The following is a 19575-nucleotide window of genomic DNA, read 5'->3' on the forward strand; positions in this document are numbered from 1 at the left end:
GTTCTTGATAGACCATGATGCCGTAAGTATTTTGCAAGATATCTTTCAAGCTGTCATCAGGGTAACTGACTGCTTCCTTACCTTTTTTTCGCTGAATATAATGTTCGATATTTTGCATCGGTCCCGGGCGATACAAGGCATTGACTGCGGCAATTTCTTCTATATTTTCTGGACCTAACCGCCGCAAAACATTGCGAATCCCCGCTGATTCAAATTGGAAAACCCCAGAAGTATCTCCTTTTTGAAACAAATCAATCGTCTTAGGATCGTTTAGCGGAATCTCTTTTTGAGAAAAAGTTTTGCCCGTCACTTTTTTGATTCCTTGTAAAGTATTGTCAATAATTGACAAATTTCGCAGCCCTAAAAAATCCATTTTCAATAAGCCAATGGTTTCCACATCGTTCATGGTGAACTGAGTTAGATTAATATCCTCCGCCCCAGCTTGTAAAGGTATCAACTCTGTCAAATCCCGATCACTGATCACGACCCCAGCCGCATGGGTGGAGACGTGGCGAGGCAGACCTTCTAAAAGTAGGGCAATTTGAAACAGCCGCTTATTTTTAGGGCTTTGTTGCACTAAATCCCGCAAGATTGGCGCAGTTTCATAGGCTTCTTTTAACGTAATCTTCAATTTATTAGGGATGGCTTTTGACCAGCGATTGGCCTCTGATTGGGACAAGCCGAAAACGCGGGCCACATCTCTCAAGACCATTTTAGCCGCCATAGTGCCAAATGTGGCAATTTGCGCCATGCGCAACTTGCCGTATTTTTGCTGAACATAATGCAAGACTTCTTCTCGCCGATTGTCTGGAATATCCAAATCAATATCTGGCATAGTATAGCGTTCCGGATTTAAGAAACGTTCAAATAGGAGCTCGTATTCGATAGGATCCACATCGGTAATCGCTAAAACGTAAGCTACTAAGGACCCTGCCGCAGATCCCCGGCCTGCCCCTGTGACAATTTGGTTTTGATGAGCAAAGTCCATCACATCCCAAACAATCAGAAAATAATCATCAAAGCCCATTTGATGAATTACTGAAAGCTCATAGTCTAGTCGTTTTTGATAGACATCACTCACTTGGGCAACTCGCCTTGGCAAAGCCTCTTCACAAAGCTTACGCAAATAATCTCCCGCACTGCCTGAAGCTAGCGGATAGCTAGGATAGAGTTTTTGATGTAATGGCAACTCCCAATGACACTCGGCTACAAAATTTTGGGCGTGATTTAAAGCTTCAGGATAGCTTTCTAAAAAACTTTGCTTCACACTAGCCTCACTGCGCAAATAATTCCCTTGAATTAATTCCAACTCTTGTAAGTCCGCAATTTGACTGCCAGTTTTAATATGTTCCATAACTGCCACGGCTTCTAATTCGCTAGCTTCTAACCCTGCCACTTCCATTAAAGCAAAACTTGGCAGATCGTGTTCTTTTGCCCAGTTTTTCAGAGGATTTTCTTCAACTAAGCTCTGTCCTAGATAAAGATTGGGGAATAAAGCAGATAATTCCTGATAGCGTGCTTCCAGACGTTCCGGGTGAGCTTGGGCTAAATAGCTTAATTCATTGCGCTTGGGAAAGATGCCGATGATCTGATCATAAGGAGCAAAATCCTCTAAACGCACTTGCCCCGTCAGTTCTTTTTGACTGGAAAGTAAGATTAACTGTTCATAACCTGCTTGATTTTTAGCAAAGAGCAAAAGTTCATTTTCCTCTTCTTGCACTGGAGAATAGTAATCCAAATGCAGGCCAATAATCGGCTGAATATCAGCCACAAGGCAGGCTTGATAAAAAGCTACGGCACCTGTTAGTACATTCCGATCACAAATACCCAGTGTTTGATAGCCCAATTCTTTCCCTTTTGCCACATAGCGATCAATCGCCACAGTACTTTGCAACAAGGAAAAAGCAGTCGTTGTATAAAGTTGAGGAAAGCTCATGAAAATACCTCCAGAAAATTTACAGTCATTGTTTTCTTTACTTCTGTAGAGTTTGTGGTAAACTGATGTCGAAAGATTCTCCTAGAAAAGAGGTGCCTTATATGAAATACATCATTACCTTGTTTTGGGCTTTTATTCTAGGCCAAGTCGTTGGCTATTTAGGTAATGCCCTAATCGGTGCTCCTTATGATTTTCAACTGACAACCATTTTTTCATTGATTGTCGGTGTGATTGTCATTATCTTGGGCACAATCGCACCCCCAAAAGAATCGGTGCAATAAACAAATGCTCACAGAAAAAACCAGTTACGAACTTATTGTAACTGGTTTTTTTGTGATTTCAAATTAAATTGGATTGTGCATGTTTTTACGGAAATTAAACAATGATAAACAGATGTTGATTAAAACAAAGCCGCTAGTCACCCAAAATACCGCTGGATACCCCATACTGTGGGCTACCGTAGAACCTACCATAGGCCCTAGGACCTGACCAAAATTTTGGAACATCTGATTGTAACTATAGACCCGACTAACTCCCGCTGCTGGAGTAATCTTATTGATCAAAGTATTAATAGAGGGCGTCAAAGCTCCCGTAGAAAATCCTAGTAAAAACCGCAACACACCTAATTGAAAAGGCGTTTTTACAAACCCCATGGGAATGAAACACAATAAAGAGAGCACCAAACCAAAGAGCAGAACTTTGTGATTGCCAATTCGATCGCCAATCTTCCCTAAACTTGGAGAAGATAAAATTGCTGACACCCCGGAAATGGAAACAATCAAACCACTGACAAACAAAACATTGCCACTATTGCCACTTAAATCCCGAATATACAAGGTTAAAATTGGACTGATACTGGTAATGCCGATTTGCAAAATCAAAGAAGTCACAAACAAACCGATTAACACTTGGAAATTCTCCATTTGACTAAAGATTTCTTTCATGGAAGCCATTTCCGTTTTGGCGATTGGTGTAAAATCCTCTTTAACCAAAGTAATAGTCAAAATCGTGGTAATCAACAACACAGTTCCGGTAATGATAAAAACATTTTCCATACCAAACCACTGAGCTAACGCACCGCCCATAGAAGGTCCAATTAAATTACCGGCAATTGCCCCAGTTGCTAAAGTTCCCAGTGCCCAACCGCTTTTTTCACGAGGTGCTTGAGAAGCGATTAACGCTGTGGCATTGGGGATGTATCCTGATAAAATCCCCGTCATAAACCGCATAAACAACAGCCAGTACACATTAGGCACAAAGGCCAGTGAGCCCATGGTGAAGGTCATCCCCACCGCTGCTCGAATCATCATCAAACGGCGCCCTTTGCGATCTGCTAAATTCCCCCAAATCGGTGCGACAATGCCTGAGGCTAGAGCTGTAACGGAGATTGCCAGGCCTGAAAACAGCTCGATTTGATCTTTCGGCGTTCCCAGTTGTTCAATATACAATGGAATAAATGGCATAACCAAACTAAAGCTAGCCCCGGTGAAAAAACAACCCACCCAGGAAATCAATAGGTTACGTCGCCAATCAATCTTCATTTATCAACCCTTCTTTCCTATTTAACTATACCTTATTTTTTCACAAGAGGAAACTCTAGACCTTGGGCAAAACGACAAAAAAACAGTTGTCTGCTAGTGAAAGCGGACAACTGTCTTGTTCATTATTTTATAGAATCGCTAAAATCACAAAGTTGGCAATGAAAAGTAAATCCACTACCCAGATAATTGGCGAAACTTCTTTAGCTTTGCCTTTCACTGCTTTAGTCAAGGTATAGAAGATAAAGCCGGCTGCAATCCCGTAGGAAATGCTATAGCAAAGTCCCATAAAAATAGAAGCAAAGAACGCCGGTACTGCTTCTTCTAAATCTGTCCAATTAATATCTGCAAAAGAAGCCAACATCATCACACCGACTAGAATTAGAGCTGGTGCAGTTGCTTGGGTTGGTACTACTGAAATTAGTGGTGAGAACAAGCTAGACAATGCAAAGAGTGCTGCTACCACTACTGAGGTCAAGCCAGTTCGACCCCCAGCACCGATTCCCGCTGCAGATTCCACATAAGTTGTTGTGTTTGAAGTCCCCACGATTGCTCCTACAGAAGTAGCAATCGCATCAGCGAAGAGTGCCCGATCCATTTTCGTGTTGAAACCACGGCTATCATCCAACGCATCTTCGTCGGCCTTGGAGAAGATTCCCGTTCTGCGACCTGTTCCAATAAAAGTACCAATGGTATCAAATGTATCTGATAAACTAAAGGCAATAATTGTCATTAAGACTTGAGGAATCTTTGAACTATCGGCAAACAAGGATTGCATCCCCTCTTTACCAAAAGCCGCTCCAAAAGTAGTCCCTAATTCATTAATAGAAGCGCCCAGAGAGTTTGCTTTCCAATCAATAGCCGAAAGATCTACCACGCCCATAAAAATCCCAATAATCGTCGTAGCCACAATCCCAATTAAAATGCCACCTTTGACATTTTTTACTACTAATAATGTAGTTAAGACTAAGCCAATCACTGCTAAAATAACCCCTGGGTTGTTAAAGTTAGCTAACGCTGGTACGATGCCACCATTGGCTAGTATACTAGTTTCTGCATCACCAGATAAAATATTGGCTTTTTCTACCGTAAAGTTTAGCAAATTGGCATTTTTAATCCCCACATAAGCTACGAAAATCCCAATCCCACCACCGATTGCATGTTGCAAACTTTCTGGAATGGCATGGATGATCATTTTACGAATACGAGTAACGGTAATAAAGATATTGATCAAACCACAGATAAAGACCATGGCCAATGCTTGTTGCCAAGAATAACCTAACCCAAAAACCACTGTATAAGTAAAGAAGGCATTCAGGCCCATCCCCGGTGCTTGGGCGTAAGGTACGTTTGCAAATAACCCCATGACTAATGTCCCAATCACAGAAGCGATAATGGTTGCCAAAAATACCGCCTGAAAAGGCATGCCGGACAATGACAAAATCGATGGATTGACGAATAAGATATAACTCATGGCAAAGAAAGTCGTCACCCCTGCCATCATTTCAGTGGAGACTGTTGTTTTGTTTTCCTCTAATTTGAAAAACTTTTCCATTTTCTATTTTCTCTCCTTAATCATTATGATTACTTAAAATAATTGCTGCGGGAATCACCCCAACGAAACCAATTATAGGAATGATTCAATGAAAAATCAATTTTTCTGGTAATATTTTTCGTTACATTGCATTTATCGTTCGGTTTTTGGTCGTTTTTATTGAATTTTCTTTTATACATCCTAAAAAACATTCGTCTTTATTTTGGATTGCAACCGTTTCTTTAAATGAGTTTTACTGCTTAACAAAGGACAAGCTTAAACTTTTTTCTAAGTCCAATGGGATTCATTTTGAAAACTTTGTGAAAACAAAAAATTATGTTACACTGAAACGGCAAATAGAAACGAAAGCGGGGACAACTCCCATGACACAAAAATTAATTGCCATCGACTTGGATGGGACGACATTAAATGCCCAATCGTTGATTACACCAAAAACCAAAGCAGTCTTACAAGAGACGGTGAAAGCCGGCCATATCGTTAGTATCGCTACAGGACGACCATTTCGCATGAGCGAACAGTTTTATCAAGAACTTGGCTTAACCAGTCCAATGGTGAACTTTAATGGTGCCCTTGTTCACCTTCCTCATCAAATTTGGTCTTATGAAACAGAAACTTTATTCAGCCGCGACATCGTCTTTGATATTCTTGCTCAAAAAGAGGAATTACAACTAGACTACGTAGCTGCTGAAAACCGGGATAGCTTTTTCGTGGATCGCATTGATTTCGAAGACTCTTACCTTTTCTCTACTGAAAAACCTACTGAAGCCAATCTTTTATCCAACTTAAAGAGCAATCCAACTTCTATGTTGGTTCAAACGACCAACGCCATGGCGGACACCGTTGCCAAACGTCTAAACGAGCAATACGCAGACTACGTGGACGTGCGCACTTGGGGTGGTCCAAAAGCCGTATTGGAAATCGTGGCAAAAGGCATTGAAAAAGCCCGAGGCGTGAAAGTTATCGCCGATGCATTACACATCGACCGCCAAAACATCATCGCTTTTGGTGATGAACACAATGATGTGGAAATGCTAGAATACGCTGGTTGGGGTGTAGCCATGGCCAATGGCTCTGCCGGGGCGAAAGCTGCCGCCAATGACCAGACAGAAAAACCAAATACCGAAGATGGTTTGGCCGATTACTTGGAACGCAACTTATTGAAAAAAAGTACAGTAAAAAGTGCGTAGATACTAAAAACCAGAAAGCAATCCATACTTTCTGGTTTTTGTTTTCCATATGAAAAAGCAGTGGTTCCCTAAATAGGAGCCACTGCTTTTTGGATTAGCCTAAAAAGCCACTTAAGAAAGTTCCCCCATAAATTAAAGCCATACTGTAAAGGAACGTTGACAATGGTTTTGCTAATAAAATAATCATCGTGAATTTTTTAATGGAAATATTGGTTAACCCCGCCATGAGACACAGCGCATCATCCGGCGCTACTGGTAAAAAGATGGCCAGCGCAAACAATTTGTCGAAACGTTGTTGATTGTCCAACCAACCGATATAACGATTATACGTCTTTTCACCAATCATACTTAAGATGAATTTTTTCCCGTAACGTCGTCCTAAGAGGAAAATAATTAAAGAACCAATACAAATCCCAACATAATTATAGACAAAGCCCATTATCGGACCAAAGATCAAGACCCCTGCGGCATTGGAAACACCACCGGGAATAATGGGAATCACCACTTGTAAAATTTGCAGTAGCATAAAGATAATCGGTCCCAAAATCGTATTGGTTCCTACTAAACCTCGCAGGGCATTGATATCTTTAAAAACTCCTAAGTTGAAAAAATAAATCGTCAAGGCTAAGGAAACGCCAATTCCGATAACAGATATCGCATTGATTAGCTTTCTGGATGCAGCTACGCTCATGGAATCATCTCCTTTACTACTTCTTCCTCATTATAGAAGAAAAATACTTGCTTGGCGATTTTTTAAAGTGAATTTAACCAAACAATCTTGTAAGATTCAAACTTTCTTAAGCACTTCATCTTTGTCTTACTTCATCTATAGTATAGTAGCTTTTCACTTGATTTCCTATCGGTCCTAAGGCTGAACTTAACTTCAGCCTTTTTCTGCAGTGTTTTTCTGCAAGCGCCTAGCCTTTAACCGTTGTAATAAATTTTCCACAACACCAGTGACTAAAAATCCCCCAGCAATGGCACCAGCCGTAATTAAAACAATTACCGTATTTTGCACCGCCATGGCGTTATCCCCTAAGACTAACTCCCGCACCGCCTTATAAGCAGGACCTCCAGGAACTAACGGCACAAGACTGGGGATATTGAAGATAATCATGGGCATCTTTTTATGCCGGGAAAAATAAATGCTCAAACAACCAATGAAAAACGCTGCTAAAAAATTAGAAAAACCTAGACCCCAGCCCGCTTTCCGCAAGCCCCAATAAAGCATCCAACCCAAAGACCCGGTAATCCCCGTACTGATCAAAGCTCGTTTGGGGATGTTCGTCAACACACCAAAAGCCACCGTGCTGATAAAGCTAAAAAGTACTTGAATCAAAATCATCATTAAAAAGCACCTCCACTAAGGGATAAGACAAAAGCAATCCCCATACCAATGGCAGCGGCAGTAAAAATTGCTTCAATTCCTCTAGCAGTTCCGCTAATCAAGTCTCCTGCCATAATGTCCCGAAACGAATTGGTAATGGCAACCCCAGGAACTAACGGCATTACTGCTCCAATAATCAAATTGTCCACATTTTTAGCCAGACCCAGTTTACTACAGAAAACTGACAACACTCCGATTAAAACTGCCGCAGCAAACATATCCAAAAAACTGATTTGCAACCATTTCTTCACTAAATAAGCGGTTAAAAAGCCTAACGCTCCTATTACAAAAGTTGCAGTAAAATCCGTCCAGCTACCTCCAAAAATGTACATTAACGTACAGCTGACAATCCCGGCTGAAAACGTCTGAGTGCTTAAACGAAAGCTAGGAGTTTGACTTTTAGCTATCAATAATTGATCGTAAAGTTCTGCTAAAGACAATTCTCCTTCCGCAAACTGTCTAGATAAGCGATTGACCGCCACCACTTTTTCTAAATTAATCGCTCGCTCATGAACTTCTTCTAATTGACAATAAGAGTCTTCTTTAAATCCGATAAACAAACCGGTGGCAGTAACATAGCTCACACAGTCAACTGCTCCAGCATTTGTGGCGATTCGATTCATCGTATCTTCCACTCGATAAACCTCAGAACCATTTTCCATCATTATTTTGCCGGCTAATACGCAAGTCTTTAAAATTAATTTTTTATGTTCCTCCAAAGTACGCCACCTCATCAGCTTAAATTATTCTTATCTCCTGTTATTTCATATCTTAAATTTTCTTTCAATTAAAATACTTAATCCATACTAACGATAACGGATGATTTTTTTCATTTTGAAGAAAAATCACTTATCACTCACTATAAAACCAATAAAGCGTCGCAATTAAATACACAAAGTTATTTTTAAAACAACTTGCTTATTTTTTATAAGATAACAAGACAATGTATATCATTTGCCCAAATAGGACACTTTACTATACAATATCACCAAGGGTTGTAAATGTTATAATAAAAGAAAGGAGCAATTTTTATGCGTCGCAAAGTTTATACGAAAGATCAAATATTAAAAGCCGCTTACGATGTGATTTCCACAGAAGGCTTTAGTAAATTTACCGCACGAAATATCGCCAAAAAGATGGGCATCTCCACTCAACCAATTTATTTGGAATTTAAAAATATGCAAGATTTAAAAAACACATTAGTCGAAACAATCATGCGAGACTTACAGGAAAATGTCTTCCCTAAACCTCACACCGGCAACGAAATTATCGACCTCGGCATCAATTATATCAATTTTGCTCGGGAAAACCACAATTTATACGTTTCCCTTTATGTGGATGAGTATGGTGGCGGACAGTTGATGCATCAATTTTCCTACGATTACTTTAAAGATCTCGTTAAAAAAAACACCATCTATGCTGATTTGACGGAAGAACAGATTGCTCTTTTACACGAAACTACTTGGATTACGGTTTCTGGGATTGCTTCCTTAATGTCTTCTGGTATCATTAATCCTACTGAAGAAGAAGTAATTAAACTGATTGAACAGGCCATTGACAGTACTTTAAAGGCAAAAGAAGTCGAACGAATTTAATCCACCTGTGAAAGTGTGCCCGACTTTGGAAGCACACTTTTTTTCTTGACAAATTCCGTTTTTCAGGCAAAATAGAACATGTACTTTGGAGAGTTGGCAGAGTGGTAATGCAACGGACTCGAAATCCGTCGAACCGGCTAATACCGGCGCGCAGGTTCAAATCCTGTACTCTCCTTTCTATCAAGGTTTTCAGCACTTTTGACCGAAACGTCAGAAGTGTTTTTTTTGGCTTTGGGGCTGAGAATGGGGCTGAACTTTTTATTTCACTACCTATAAATAACAATGATGTGATACACTTTTTATATAAAAGTGAATTGGGGTGTATGTATGAAAAAGCCGTTATTGCAAAGAAAATGGGTATGGGTTGTTGGTATTTTGTTGATTGCGATTGGAGTATTTGAGATTAAGGCACAATTTAGCAAAGCTAGTGAAGAAAAAGCACGGATAGAAGCAACGGAAAATGCGGATAAAGTGTTGAAGGGAAAAGTTGAAGTTCCTGATCCCTATTTCAAGTCAAAAGAAGAAGTAGAAAAATTGTTCAAACAAGCTGGTTTAAAACCAGACTTTGTTGTGACAAATTTTGATGAAAAAGCTACTCTTAACAAAAGAGATATAAAAGTTGGAGATTGTGATCAACTGGATTCTGAACAGCCTAACGTGAAATATTATGATACAGATGAAGTCGGTGATAAATATGGGTTCTATGCCGATAAAGGAGCTACCATTATCGTTGGTTATACTGATCATGATTTTAGTGGAAAACCAAAAGAAGAGAATAGTTCTTCCACAAGTGAGGAATTGGCTGAATCATCTTCTTCTATTGAATCAACAAGTAGCTCTGAATCATCTACCCCAGTCTCCTCACCAGAATCAGAAGCTGCTGAAACCGTTGGATCATCCTCTGAACCTGAATTCACTGAAATGAACTCCAATGAAGCTATCCAAGATTATCTTGGACAAAAACTAAAGGTACTAGAAGTAAATGGCGTTTACGTTGAGCCAGGTAACTATACAACTCAAATCACCTTAGAAGGAAGTACATCAATGAAAAGTGTGATTAATCAAGTGGCCCAAGCTGTTCGCCTATTGAACAAAGTTGACTTATCGCAATTCTCAAATGTTGGAATTAGTGTAAAAACTAAAATGACTGACGGTGAACTGGGCTTTGCGGTTAAATCCGATTGGGATCCTGCTTTCATCAATTCGGAAAAAGCATTGACCACTCAAAATAAGAATGTTGAAAGTTTTGCAAGTTCTTGGTGGCAATTACAAGAATAACAAAAATAGCCCCTCCCACTCAATTAAGAGTAGGAGGGATTTCTATGTACTGCCCTCGGAAATATCCGGGGGCTATTTTTTATGAGATGGATCCGTAAGCAGTAATTGGTCCCATTGCCACATAGCCTTTGGTACCATTCGCCCGTGGTTGGACAGCCCAAATGTAGCCACCACCGATGGTCACATCATCAAACTTAATTGTGCTTCCAGCCGGCAAAGTAGCAATGACCCCAGCTCCGGTGCTTGCTGATTTCCGCAATTTAACGGCTGTGTTTAGTTTAAAAGTACGCATATTTAATTTCCCTCCTGTACTTGTTGATGGTGATGTACTACCGGTATCAGAGCTTCCTCCCCAACGTAAATAACACGTCCATGGATAGTTGTAGTAAGGTGAGATATTAGTCTCGCGCCCCGTCTGATCCCCACCACGTCCGCCTGTGATTCGTCCGTTTTCGTCAATTGAGGCTTGAGCGAGTTTACCACCTCCAATGTAGACTGCCACATGGTTGACATCATTTAGCAAGATATCTCCAGATTGAGGATTGCCATTAACGGATACTACCTTCCAGCCTCTCGCTGTGAGGTTCGATCGCATATTGCCAGTGTAAGAGGCACTACCAGTATCAAATCCGGCTTCCTTCAAGGCGTAGATTACCAGCGCAGAACAGTCAGTCTCACCACCATCCCGAAAATCTTGACGGTTGCTTTGGTCGTAGCCTAGACTAACCGCTGTACACCAGTAGTCCATCCGATTAATAAATTTTTGAACACTTCCAGCCATCAGACTTCACCTTCTTTCAAGCCTTCCACAACGCCATCTTTCATAGATTTCACCGTGGATTCAATCAGCGTTTCCAATTCGGCTTCAGTAAATGGAATCTTTTTAGACTGCAGGTAATCAATCAGCTGTGTTTTTGCCCGTTGCAATTTTACTGGGCCGTCCGCCTCCTGGTAAATCTGTTGCGTAGCCCGAACTACGATATCCGCATAGGCCTTTTTGCTTTCTAGCTCTGTCAAGATGCCCTCTTTTTTAAAATAGGCAGCTAACTTCTGAGAGGCGTAACCAATCAATGCTACTAAAATCATGAACACGCCATTCAGGACTGCGCCTGTAATTTCTTCCATGCTAATTCCCGCCTTTCACTCGTTCTAGTTCCCAAGTCAATTTCTCATTCTCATCCTCAAGCCGTTCCACTTCGGATTGATAGAATGCAATTTCCTTTTCATATTTCTCCTGTAACTTCTCAAGCTTTTCCTCTAAGCGATCCACTTTTCCTTGCAGTTGTTCATTCATCTCTTTGTATTGTTGGAACAATTGAACAGCGTTATCATTGTTTGTTTTGGCCAAAGTTGTGCTGTTATTTGACTTGGTTGCAAACAGAGTCACAACTGCCCCAATTGCTGCACCACCAATGGTTACTGCCCACTGCATATCAGCCATCCACATCACCCCAAAGTGCTACAAGAAAAATCATGACATTAATCGCCAAAGCCATGATCCAACTGGAATTTGGATAGCCGTTAAATGTTCGCCAGATAAAGGCCAGAAAAAGAATGATCCAAACAAACTGATAAAAAACTAAAAGCGGAATACGCGCTGGCACCCATCCAATGATGAAAGTCATAATACCAATGATGCCTCCAACACTAATTGGAACAGAAAAAACCGCATCATCTAGTACGCTGACAATAAACGCATAGGCGCTATGATCATCCAGTAATCCTGGGTGCGCCAAGAAATTGAGACCAACTGCCGCCGTGGTCACCGCAACGATTAAGAACTGCCAATCGGTACGGATCCGTTGAATTAAATCTTTCATATCTCACCAACTTTCAAAAAAAGAGAGAGGCAAAAGCCCCTCCCGCTATTCCCCAGCTAATTCTGGTAATTCCATGTCAATCAAGATTTCTTTGACTTGATCACGAATCACTGCTGGTACGTCACCAATGGTTTTCTTACCTTTGATGATTAAGGTTGCATATACGACTGCCATAGTTCTCACCTCCTTTCGAATCAAATAAAAAGCAATCCTAAGCCGCAGATTCTGCAGCCAAGATTGCTTCGACATCTTTTCTAATTTCCTCCGGCACGTCCTCAATAGACTTCGCCCCTTTTTTGATTAAGTTCACATACACTTTAACCAACTTCCACCATTCCTTTCTATTTTGATAATCCAGCAGCCACTTCTAGAGCAGCAACACGTTCTTCCAACAACAGCTTTTGTTCGTACAATTCAGCGATGGCCATCATGGCATCGGTCAGTTGTTGGTCTTGGTTTTCTAAGCCTTCGTTGACACCAGAACCGGCATCATACCAACTACGAGTTTTGTTGTCCCAAGCTAAAATAAGATAGTTAGCTGGTGGTTCGACTTCCGTTTCGTAAAGGGTATTAATTTTGTAGCTTGCTGCTACGGTTTTCTTTTGACCCAGTGTTGCAGGGTCAATGCTGTAGACAATTTTTTCTTCCATTTGAGTTCCCTCCATTTTTATGAGTGTGCTTGAATCCAGTCTTTGATTTCACCGATTTCTTGGTTGTACTCGTTACGCGGTACATAAAAATCAGATAATTTTATTTTTAATTTATAGGTTAAACTCGTGTAATCAACGCTTGATATCGAACTCGAAACACCATCAGATGGTTCTGAAAACACGGTCATGTACACAAAACCATCATCTTGAATAAATTGAGTAGCTGTAGACCCCGTCCAAGTGTGTTTTAATTCCTTTATTTGATTAGTTGTATTTTTAGCGGAACCGGTTGACCATCCGGTTTTATTCCAAACTTCTGAGGTTAATGAATTTCCGGATTGATTGCTCCCGAATCCCCAAGTGGTTGGCTCCAACACGCTAACAATTCGCTTTGCAACTTCAACTTTTTTAGATAGGTCAACCGCGCCTAAAAGATCAAAAAGTCCTGGGTAGTCACGACTAATTTGCTCAATTAAATTCCAATTAAAAATCATTTGAACTGGAGCTTCAGCTGTTTTCGTCGTTAATCTCCATGACGTGCCATCTAAGAATGATATTTCATTGTATGAGTTTTGAACTCCGCCATAGCCTTGATTCGGATTAGCTAAAGTTGAACTCGTTGAATATCTAGCAGAATGCGGGTTTTCAATCACACTACCTAGAACTTTATTAGCAAATGTGGCGGTATTAGTGATCTCGACCTCTTCACCTGAAATAATTTGAGCCAATAAGTCCGCAATTTCAAAGCGATTGTAATAATCGGCTTTCATTCGTTCTAGATCTTCACGAGTCGCAAAAGCCGCGGGATCCACAGTTAAGTCAACTTTCGTAGCATTTCCTACTTCAGTATAGATTTTAAACTCAAATCCCGACTTGCTAACCCCAGTATCTGGAGGCATGTATCCATTAACTGAGGCACTAGAGACTGAGTAAAGGATTTCTCCTTTGTCCGGATCTTGAGCGTACAGTCCGACAGTGTTTATATAATAACCAGAAGTTAAGCCTGTATTTTCGATAGCCCCGACTACGGACACAGTAGCGGTGTTGTTCCCGTATGCCTGAGCGGTAGTTTCCTGCTCAATATTAGTTAGAGCTGTCAGGTTAGCCAACTGGGCATCTGGATAGATGGTTGAACTAACTTTAATCTTGGTAAACTGGGTGGATTTTCCAGCTAATAATTTGGCCATTAACGCACGGCCGTTTTGTGTGACAACTGCTTGTTTAAATTCCAAGTCATTCTCCCCTTTCTGTAATTTCGATTGTTTGGTAATTGACGAAGGCATTGGCTAACTTTTGATTGAGCCTGATTTCTGGAGCCTTAGCGATATCCTGAGAAGTTTGTTCCAGGTCAGAGATCACAACACCGAACGGCTGATAAATCGGAGCGCTAATACTAGGTACCTCCGCAACATCTTGCGTAATCATCACCAATTCCGTATTAGTCATACCAGCTGCCATGAATAGTTGCGTTTTGGGCACATTGGCCTTCAACTCGTTTTGGGCATCAACTAAGATATTCGCTGGCACCACCGTCCGGAAAATATACTCAATCTCAGATACCTGTCCAAGCTTTTCAAAGTTCATTTCAACCAGCAGTCGGTACTCGTTGTAAAACATGGTCAATTCAGCCGGATCACCAAAGCTAGGCAAAACTTCTTGCAAATATCTCATGGTATAAGGTTTCTGAGTGGTCAGGCGTGTCAATACCCGAAACCGTCGTAAATCCAATGAATCTAATGGATCAGTAACGATTCCCAGCATCTGCTCGTAGATAGCAATCGTCTTGCTATCAGCGGTAGAAACATACTGATTATTTTGAGCAAGCTTGATTTGAGATTCTAAATTATCAAATAATCGCTGCTCTACGTCCATCAAGATATTTGTCTCAACAATGCCTTCATACCAAATTGGCAATAATTCTTTTAATTGGCTCATGTGTAGGTCACCGTCCCCAGAAAGGCAATCTCTTGTTTGGCATTGTCCATCTGAAGCGTTAAGTCGGCCTCAGCATTATTGAATTTAACACCGGACACATTGGCCACACCTTCTACTTGGAGGACTGACACAATCAGCTGGCTACGGTAGATGGTTTGTCCATAATGATAGAGATCATCATGATTCGCCCAGGTCTTTCTCAAGGTTAAAAAATGTTCCTCAAGTTTGGCTAAAATAGCGGGCTTAAGGCTGTCGAGAGATACTCCCACCATAGTATCGACGTGTAGACTAACAGCTACATTTTTCTGAATAGGACCGGCAACAGTGACCAAGTGACCGATTGGTGCTAGCCCATAACCTTTTTGGTCGTCGGTGGGAGAAATAACCTCCTGCACTTTGTTAACCAAAGTGGTGTTCGGCAATCCAAAAGCATTATTTAAAATCACCACTCGCACCGTCCCACCACCATTCCACACAGGGTAGACTTGGACAGCTCCTACACCATCAATTGCCGAAGCCAAATTAATGTAGTCCTCCACGTTACCACCAAACGCATTAACCTGATAAGTTTTTAAAATCCTAGCTCGTAAATCGCCATCAGATTCTTCATCTCTTGCTGGGATTACCACTTCGATTAAATCAGCGGTAGCTAAACCATTAAAGTGGTCAATAGGCAAAAGCTGGCCAACATACTGATTGCCCCGGGTGCCGGCAGTTTCGGCCAGCAAAGTGTAGTAAAGTGGGTCAGCGTCTTGTTGAATTACCGAATAGTAAACAGGGTCATCATCAATGCTAGAGAAACGATTTCCTTCAACCAAAGTCACGGCTGATCCATCATCCTTAGTGAATTTCCCTTTGACAATCGCTTGAGTGGCGGCAATCCGTTTAATACCATGCTCTTCTGCTCGCAAGTCCAAGTACCCGCCTTGTGCTGTTTGGGTAAAGGTTTCTAGCAAAACATTTTTCAACTGCATAGTAAACTCAGCCAGAGAGTAGCAAGCCGGCGCCAAAGCATCATACATAATGGAGCCCTCTCGAATATCAATATTATCCGGGACTTGTTCCATGGCTTGTTCCAAATAATAGGCAAAGTCTCGTTCTTCAAGATACTGGCCAATTTCTTCATAGTTCACGCAACCACCTCCTGTTCCATCTTGATTTCCCCAAACACTGTCAAAACGGTAAAACTAAAAAGTAATGAAGAACGATTGGTCTGTTGTAAATCAAAATTATCAACACTTTCAATTCGTTCATCAGCCAGTAGAGCTTCACTGACTACCCGCTCAATTTCAGATTTAATCAAATCAAAGTCGCTGCCAATTAGGTCTTGCATTTCGATTCCATAATTATCAGAGTAGATAACCCACTCAAAACGTTCTGTTGATAAAATCTTTTCAACAGCTTGTCTCATGGCTTCTAAATCATCAATCCAACCATTCACACGGCCATTTGAAATTTTATAGGTCCTTGTGGGCATCTGTACTTCTACTTCTACTTCTTCATCCATACCAATCACACCCTTTCTAGCACATAAAATTTCTGACCTTTACTCACTCGTAACATGGCCACTCTATCTCCAGTTCTTAACGGCCGAAAGACTTGAGCCGAACCAGATTTCCCTTCAATGGTGATGGTAATCGTTAAATCTTTGACCATACGAGACAAAATTAGATGTTCACTAGACAGCTGCATGCGACTTTCAGCTTGGATTCTTAAAGGAGAAGTGCTAGTCACGATACCAAACATCAAATCAGATAATTCCCCGGTTTTTGGCTTGCTATCTTTTAAGGCTCTTGCTAATTTTTCTCCGGCCATTATGCCAGCACCTCCACTTCTAAACTCATGGTATGAGGAAAACCAAGACTGTGGTCACAACTATGAACCAAAGCTAAAGTATCTTTTTTGATACCCTCACGCTCTAAGTCGGACAGTCGCAAAATGAAACTATTCCCAGCTTGAATGCTGATATTCCCCACTGCTTCAAGGCTAAGAGTTCTGGTTTCTTTGTTGTTTTCTCTTAACAGATCATTGGCTTGCTTCTGCAATTGAGAGCTATTCAGTTCTGCATCACTAGCGGTTTCTACCATTTGGAGTTTTCCCCACTTCTTGATACTGCCAGTATGGGTTGCGGTAAAGACTTCACGGGTTTTTTTGTCCTCATTTTCTCGGATTACCTTCACAGCATTGAAAGCTTCATCAATAGAAGATTCATAGTCGTAATCCGTGACCAATGATTGATCACCTAAAACCAGCTTTGTAATCATCCGATTGTAGTTATAGAATTCTAAAGTTCCAGCATTATCACGAATCCCATAGCGAACACCATATCCCTTGCGAGTTTCCTCGAGGGAATCTTCTAACATAGAAAAATAAGTTTTTTGATCCATAACAGCTGCCGCACAGTTATAGCCCGCATTATCCAAAATTCGAAAAGGCAGTCCTTGTGTCTGGCAAATGGTTTTAAATCTTGCAGAGGCACTAGACGCGCTAAAGACTAACGTATCTTCATTTTTCAAATACCTTAGATTGTCATAAACGATAATTTGCCAAGTTTTATTTTTCTTCTTTTTCCGAGTGAAAATTTTTCCCTCAAAAAAAGTCTTTCCATCCACTTTGGCAGTAATGATGTCGCCATTGCGGAGAAAGACCATTTTGTCCTCTTGGATATTAAACGTAAACTTTCCGGGTTGCGAACCAGTTCCTGTGGACCAGCTTACATCACTGACAATTTCAGACAAATCATACATTGACCAGTAAGTAATACTCGTCTCAAATACCTGTAGTTTCATTAGATTCGCCTCACACTTCCAGCCGTCACCCAACCACGCCACCCACCATTCAGCAATGTAACGTGATATGGATGAGAACGCCCCCTGGCAATAAAATTGACCTTTCTCGTGGCGTTCACTTCCGTTACACCAGGTCCACTACCGTAGCTATCCCGATGCAGTCGTCCATTGACAATCACCGTACACCCAGGAGTGATTGTTTGGTTGACAACGGGACGAGGTTTTGGTGGTGTGGGCGATACTTTTTGGGCGACAGTCTTCACATATTTGGCAGCATACTCTCTATACTCTTTAAAAGAAACAGAGTATTCCACGTCTCCTGTAGAATCCACAAGTGACCACTTGAATGAATCAATCGAGACAAGGCTGTTGATTTTCGTATCTGTAATGATTAAGCGAATCGCCTTTTGGTCATCCATGGCTTTCTTGAAGAGTGCCACATAATCGTGGGGAGCCTTCCAATCCGCGCCAGGTGTTGAAAAAGATGAATTCTTCTTCAAAGGAAAAAAGCTACTAAAGCTGATACTTTGTAATCCTGTTGGTGAAAACTGAGTAATTTCCCCCAGTTTCACCACTTCAGTTGATTGGTTATTAACTGGAATATCTACTTCTAATTCTCCCGGATTGACAGGAAGCATGTATCGCTTCCCGCCAATATCGAGATAGAACTTAATTGCCATTTTACATGCCTCCTAACTTAAATCCGATTCATAGAGTTCCATTACTTTGTCTTCAAATTCTTGAAGCAGCGCATCCGTGTCAATTGGCTCGCCGTCTTTGTTGTCAACGTTGATCACAACTTGTGGCACCACTTGTTTGTGCTGTACTACCACGGTTTGAGTGCTTGCAGCTTTGAGACTCTCAACCTCGGAATCATCCAACTTCATGGTGCTAGTCACAGTACCGCTAGCCGAAACATCAGCCAACGGACTAGGTACAGCTGCAGTTGCTAGACGACTGCTGGCATTGCTGACTAAATTTTGAGCCGCAGTAATCCCCTTGGCCAAGCCGGCAGAGACAAATCCACCCACGGCCATCATGACCCGTGAAGGGCTGTGAATCTTGAGGGCTGATTGAATCGTTGAAGTTACTTTGTTAGCAACAGATTGCGCAGCTGCAATTGCAGAACTGGCGCCAGACTGAATTCCAATAGCTAAACCAGACATGGCATAAGAACCAGCTGATTGCAACTGGCCACGTAATCCGGAAAAAGCCGACACGATTTGTGCGGACCCAGAACGGGCAGTAGCCGCCGACTGGCTCATTCCTGTTGCTATAGCGTTGTTAAATCCTGTCATTCCGGTTGTTGCGACTTGGGGCAGACTCGTCATAGTGGTTTCTACACTAGTTTTGATGGTAGTCATAGAACTTTGGAAGGTGCTAGCAACTGTTGAAATTCCAGTTCCCATGGATTGGGCGGTTGTATTGAAAGCACTCATCTGCTGAGTAACGGCAGAAAAACCACTAGCAACGCCTTGAAGCCCTCCGCCATCACTACCTGCAGTAATCGTACTTAACTGTTGAATGGCGGTTTTAATGGCAGCAATTGCAGTTTGAACATTTTCATTTAGCGCTCCGGATGCAAAAGTATTCAATTGATCTCGAACCTGAATCAACGTCTGAACAGCTGAAACAATTTCTCCAAGCTGAGCAGATTTAAGCATAGTACCAAAGTATTCACTAATACCTGCAGTTCCAAGTGCTTTGATTACCTGGTTGATTTCATTCACTTTGGTAGTAGCTGCAGTAGCATCAAACTCAGCTGTAGCTAATTGAGTTATTGGACCAACAAGATTGTTCATAGCATCAAGTGAAGCTTTTACCTCACCCAATTGCGCACCTTTAATCATCGTTCCAATATATTCCCCAATACCAGAAGTACCAAGCTCTTGAATTACAGAATTA

General features: G+C 41.3%; 24 protein-coding genes and 1 tRNA gene. 5 read left to right on the forward strand and 20 right to left on the reverse strand.

Annotation, left to right across the window (positions count from 1 at the left end; all coding sequences use genetic code 11):
- A partial coding sequence (gene dnaE / locus AB5754_RS07415) for a DNA polymerase III subunit alpha (protein ID WP_368259532.1) occupies positions 1-1936 on the reverse strand: 1936 nt, incomplete at its 3' end.
- Positions 1937-2037: 101 nt separating this feature from the next.
- Between dnaE and AB5754_RS07420 the strand changes: the two genes are divergently transcribed.
- The gene (locus tag AB5754_RS07420; protein ID WP_311832940.1) at positions 2038-2217 is read left to right on the forward strand and encodes a YjzD family protein; all 180 of its coding nucleotides are present in this window, start codon (positions 2038-2040) and stop codon (positions 2215-2217) included.
- Between the two features lie 63 nt (positions 2218-2280).
- On the opposite strand, the gene AB5754_RS07425 is transcribed toward AB5754_RS07420, so the two are convergent.
- On the reverse strand, positions 2281-3477 hold the full coding sequence (locus AB5754_RS07425) for a multidrug efflux MFS transporter (RefSeq protein ID WP_368251416.1): 1197 nt from the start codon (positions 3475-3477) through the stop codon (positions 2281-2283).
- Between the two features lie 127 nt (positions 3478-3604).
- Positions 3605-5029, reverse strand: coding sequence for an NCS2 family permease (locus tag AB5754_RS07430; RefSeq protein WP_368251415.1), 1425 nt, complete (start codon positions 5027-5029; stop codon positions 3605-3607).
- Between the two features lie 362 nt (positions 5030-5391).
- Here AB5754_RS07430 and AB5754_RS07435 point away from each other — a divergent pair, with 362 nt between their 5' ends.
- Complete coding sequence (locus AB5754_RS07435; protein WP_368251414.1) at positions 5392-6216, forward strand: Cof-type HAD-IIB family hydrolase; 825 nt, start codon at positions 5392-5394, stop codon at positions 6214-6216.
- Positions 6217-6310: 94 nt separating this feature from the next.
- Here the strand turns inward: AB5754_RS07435 and AB5754_RS07440 are convergent, their stop codons facing one another.
- The 3 genes from AB5754_RS07440 to AB5754_RS07450 form a co-directional block, all read right to left on the reverse strand.
- Entirely contained in the window at positions 6311-6907 is a 597-nt protein-coding gene (locus tag AB5754_RS07440; RefSeq protein WP_311832936.1) for a VTT domain-containing protein, read from the reverse strand.
- A gap of 192 nt (positions 6908-7099) precedes the next feature.
- Positions 7100-7564: a threonine/serine exporter family protein gene (locus tag AB5754_RS07445; RefSeq protein WP_368251413.1), complete on the reverse strand. Its 465-nt coding sequence runs from the start codon at positions 7562-7564 to the stop codon at positions 7100-7102.
- The gene (locus tag AB5754_RS07450; protein WP_311832934.1) at positions 7564-8322 is read right to left on the reverse strand and encodes a threonine/serine exporter family protein; all 759 of its coding nucleotides are present in this window, start codon (positions 8320-8322) and stop codon (positions 7564-7566) included. The genes AB5754_RS07445 and AB5754_RS07450 overlap by 1 nt, the downstream gene beginning before the upstream one ends.
- A gap of 312 nt (positions 8323-8634) precedes the next feature.
- On the opposite strand from AB5754_RS07450, the gene AB5754_RS07455 reads away from it, so the two are divergent.
- The 3 genes from AB5754_RS07455 (at position 8635) to AB5754_RS07465 (ending at position 10476) form a co-directional block, all read left to right on the forward strand.
- Positions 8635-9198 carry a TetR/AcrR family transcriptional regulator gene (locus tag AB5754_RS07455; RefSeq protein ID WP_368251412.1) on the forward strand — a complete coding sequence of 188 codons (564 nt, stop codon included), beginning with the start codon at positions 8635-8637 and terminating at the stop codon, positions 9196-9198.
- A gap of 87 nt (positions 9199-9285) precedes the next feature.
- A tRNA-Ser gene (locus tag AB5754_RS07460) sits at positions 9286-9373 on the forward strand.
- 152 nt (positions 9374-9525) lie between these two features.
- Complete coding sequence (locus AB5754_RS07465) at positions 9526-10476, forward strand: hypothetical protein (protein ID WP_368251411.1); 951 nt, start codon at positions 9526-9528, stop codon at positions 10474-10476.
- A 79-nt stretch (positions 10477-10555) separates the two neighbouring features.
- On the opposite strand, the gene AB5754_RS07470 is transcribed toward AB5754_RS07465, so the two are convergent.
- The 14 genes from AB5754_RS07470 to AB5754_RS07535 are packed head-to-tail and all read right to left on the reverse strand — an operon-like array spanning position 10556 to position 18350.
- Positions 10556-11257, reverse strand: coding sequence for an NlpC/P60 family protein (locus tag AB5754_RS07470; protein ID WP_368251410.1), 702 nt, complete (start codon positions 11255-11257; stop codon positions 10556-10558).
- Entirely contained in the window at positions 11257-11601 is a 345-nt protein-coding gene (locus AB5754_RS07475) for a phage holin (protein ID WP_368251409.1), read from the reverse strand. Before AB5754_RS07475 ends, AB5754_RS07470 begins: the two co-directional genes overlap by 1 nt.
- A gap of 1 nt (position 11602) precedes the next feature.
- On the reverse strand, positions 11603-11917 hold the full coding sequence (locus AB5754_RS07480) for a hypothetical protein (protein ID WP_368251408.1): 315 nt from the start codon (positions 11915-11917) through the stop codon (positions 11603-11605).
- Complete coding sequence (locus AB5754_RS07485) at positions 11910-12296, reverse strand: hypothetical protein (protein ID WP_368251407.1); 387 nt, start codon at positions 12294-12296, stop codon at positions 11910-11912. Before AB5754_RS07485 ends, AB5754_RS07480 begins: the two co-directional genes overlap by 8 nt.
- Before the next feature lie 45 nt (positions 12297-12341).
- Positions 12342-12470 (reverse strand): CD1375 family protein, encoded by a 129-nt coding sequence (locus tag AB5754_RS07490; RefSeq protein ID WP_368251406.1) that lies wholly within the window; start codon positions 12468-12470, stop codon positions 12342-12344.
- Between the two features lie 37 nt (positions 12471-12507).
- Positions 12508-12612, reverse strand: coding sequence for a CD1375 family protein (locus tag AB5754_RS07495; RefSeq protein WP_368251423.1), 105 nt, complete (start codon positions 12610-12612; stop codon positions 12508-12510).
- 25 nt (positions 12613-12637) lie between these two features.
- Positions 12638-12946 carry a hypothetical protein gene (locus AB5754_RS07500; protein WP_368251405.1) on the reverse strand — a complete coding sequence of 103 codons (309 nt, stop codon included), beginning with the start codon at positions 12944-12946 and terminating at the stop codon, positions 12638-12640.
- A gap of 17 nt (positions 12947-12963) precedes the next feature.
- Positions 12964-14178, reverse strand: coding sequence for a hypothetical protein (locus tag AB5754_RS07505; RefSeq protein ID WP_368251404.1), 1215 nt, complete (start codon positions 14176-14178; stop codon positions 12964-12966).
- A 1-nt stretch (position 14179) separates the two neighbouring features.
- The gene (locus tag AB5754_RS07510) at positions 14180-14881 is read right to left on the reverse strand and encodes a putative phage tail protein (RefSeq protein ID WP_368251403.1); all 702 of its coding nucleotides are present in this window, start codon (positions 14879-14881) and stop codon (positions 14180-14182) included.
- A complete protein-coding gene (locus AB5754_RS07515) occupies positions 14878-16014 on the reverse strand; it encodes a baseplate J/gp47 family protein (protein ID WP_368251402.1) in 1137 nt (378 codons plus the stop codon). Before AB5754_RS07515 ends, AB5754_RS07510 begins: the two co-directional genes overlap by 4 nt.
- The gene (locus tag AB5754_RS07520; protein ID WP_368251401.1) at positions 16011-16388 is read right to left on the reverse strand and encodes a DUF2634 domain-containing protein; all 378 of its coding nucleotides are present in this window, start codon (positions 16386-16388) and stop codon (positions 16011-16013) included. The genes AB5754_RS07515 and AB5754_RS07520 overlap by 4 nt, the downstream gene beginning before the upstream one ends.
- Positions 16389-16393: 5 nt before the next feature.
- Positions 16394-16696, reverse strand: coding sequence for a DUF2577 domain-containing protein (locus tag AB5754_RS07525; protein WP_368251400.1), 303 nt, complete (start codon positions 16694-16696; stop codon positions 16394-16396).
- Positions 16696-17670, reverse strand: a complete 975-nt coding sequence (locus AB5754_RS07530; protein WP_368251399.1) for a hypothetical protein — start codon at positions 17668-17670, stop codon at positions 16696-16698. Before AB5754_RS07530 ends, AB5754_RS07525 begins: the two co-directional genes overlap by 1 nt.
- Entirely contained in the window at positions 17670-18350 is a 681-nt protein-coding gene (locus AB5754_RS07535; RefSeq protein WP_368251398.1) for a hypothetical protein, read from the reverse strand. Before AB5754_RS07535 ends, AB5754_RS07530 begins: the two co-directional genes overlap by 1 nt.
- Between the last annotated feature and the right edge of the window lie 1225 nt (positions 18351-19575).

This window comes from Enterococcus sp. 2201sp1_2201st1_C11_2201SCRN_220225, from assembly GCF_040925905.1.
In the GTDB taxonomy this organism is placed as follows: Bacteria; Bacillota; Bacilli; order Lactobacillales; family Enterococcaceae; genus Enterococcus_C; species Enterococcus_C asini_A.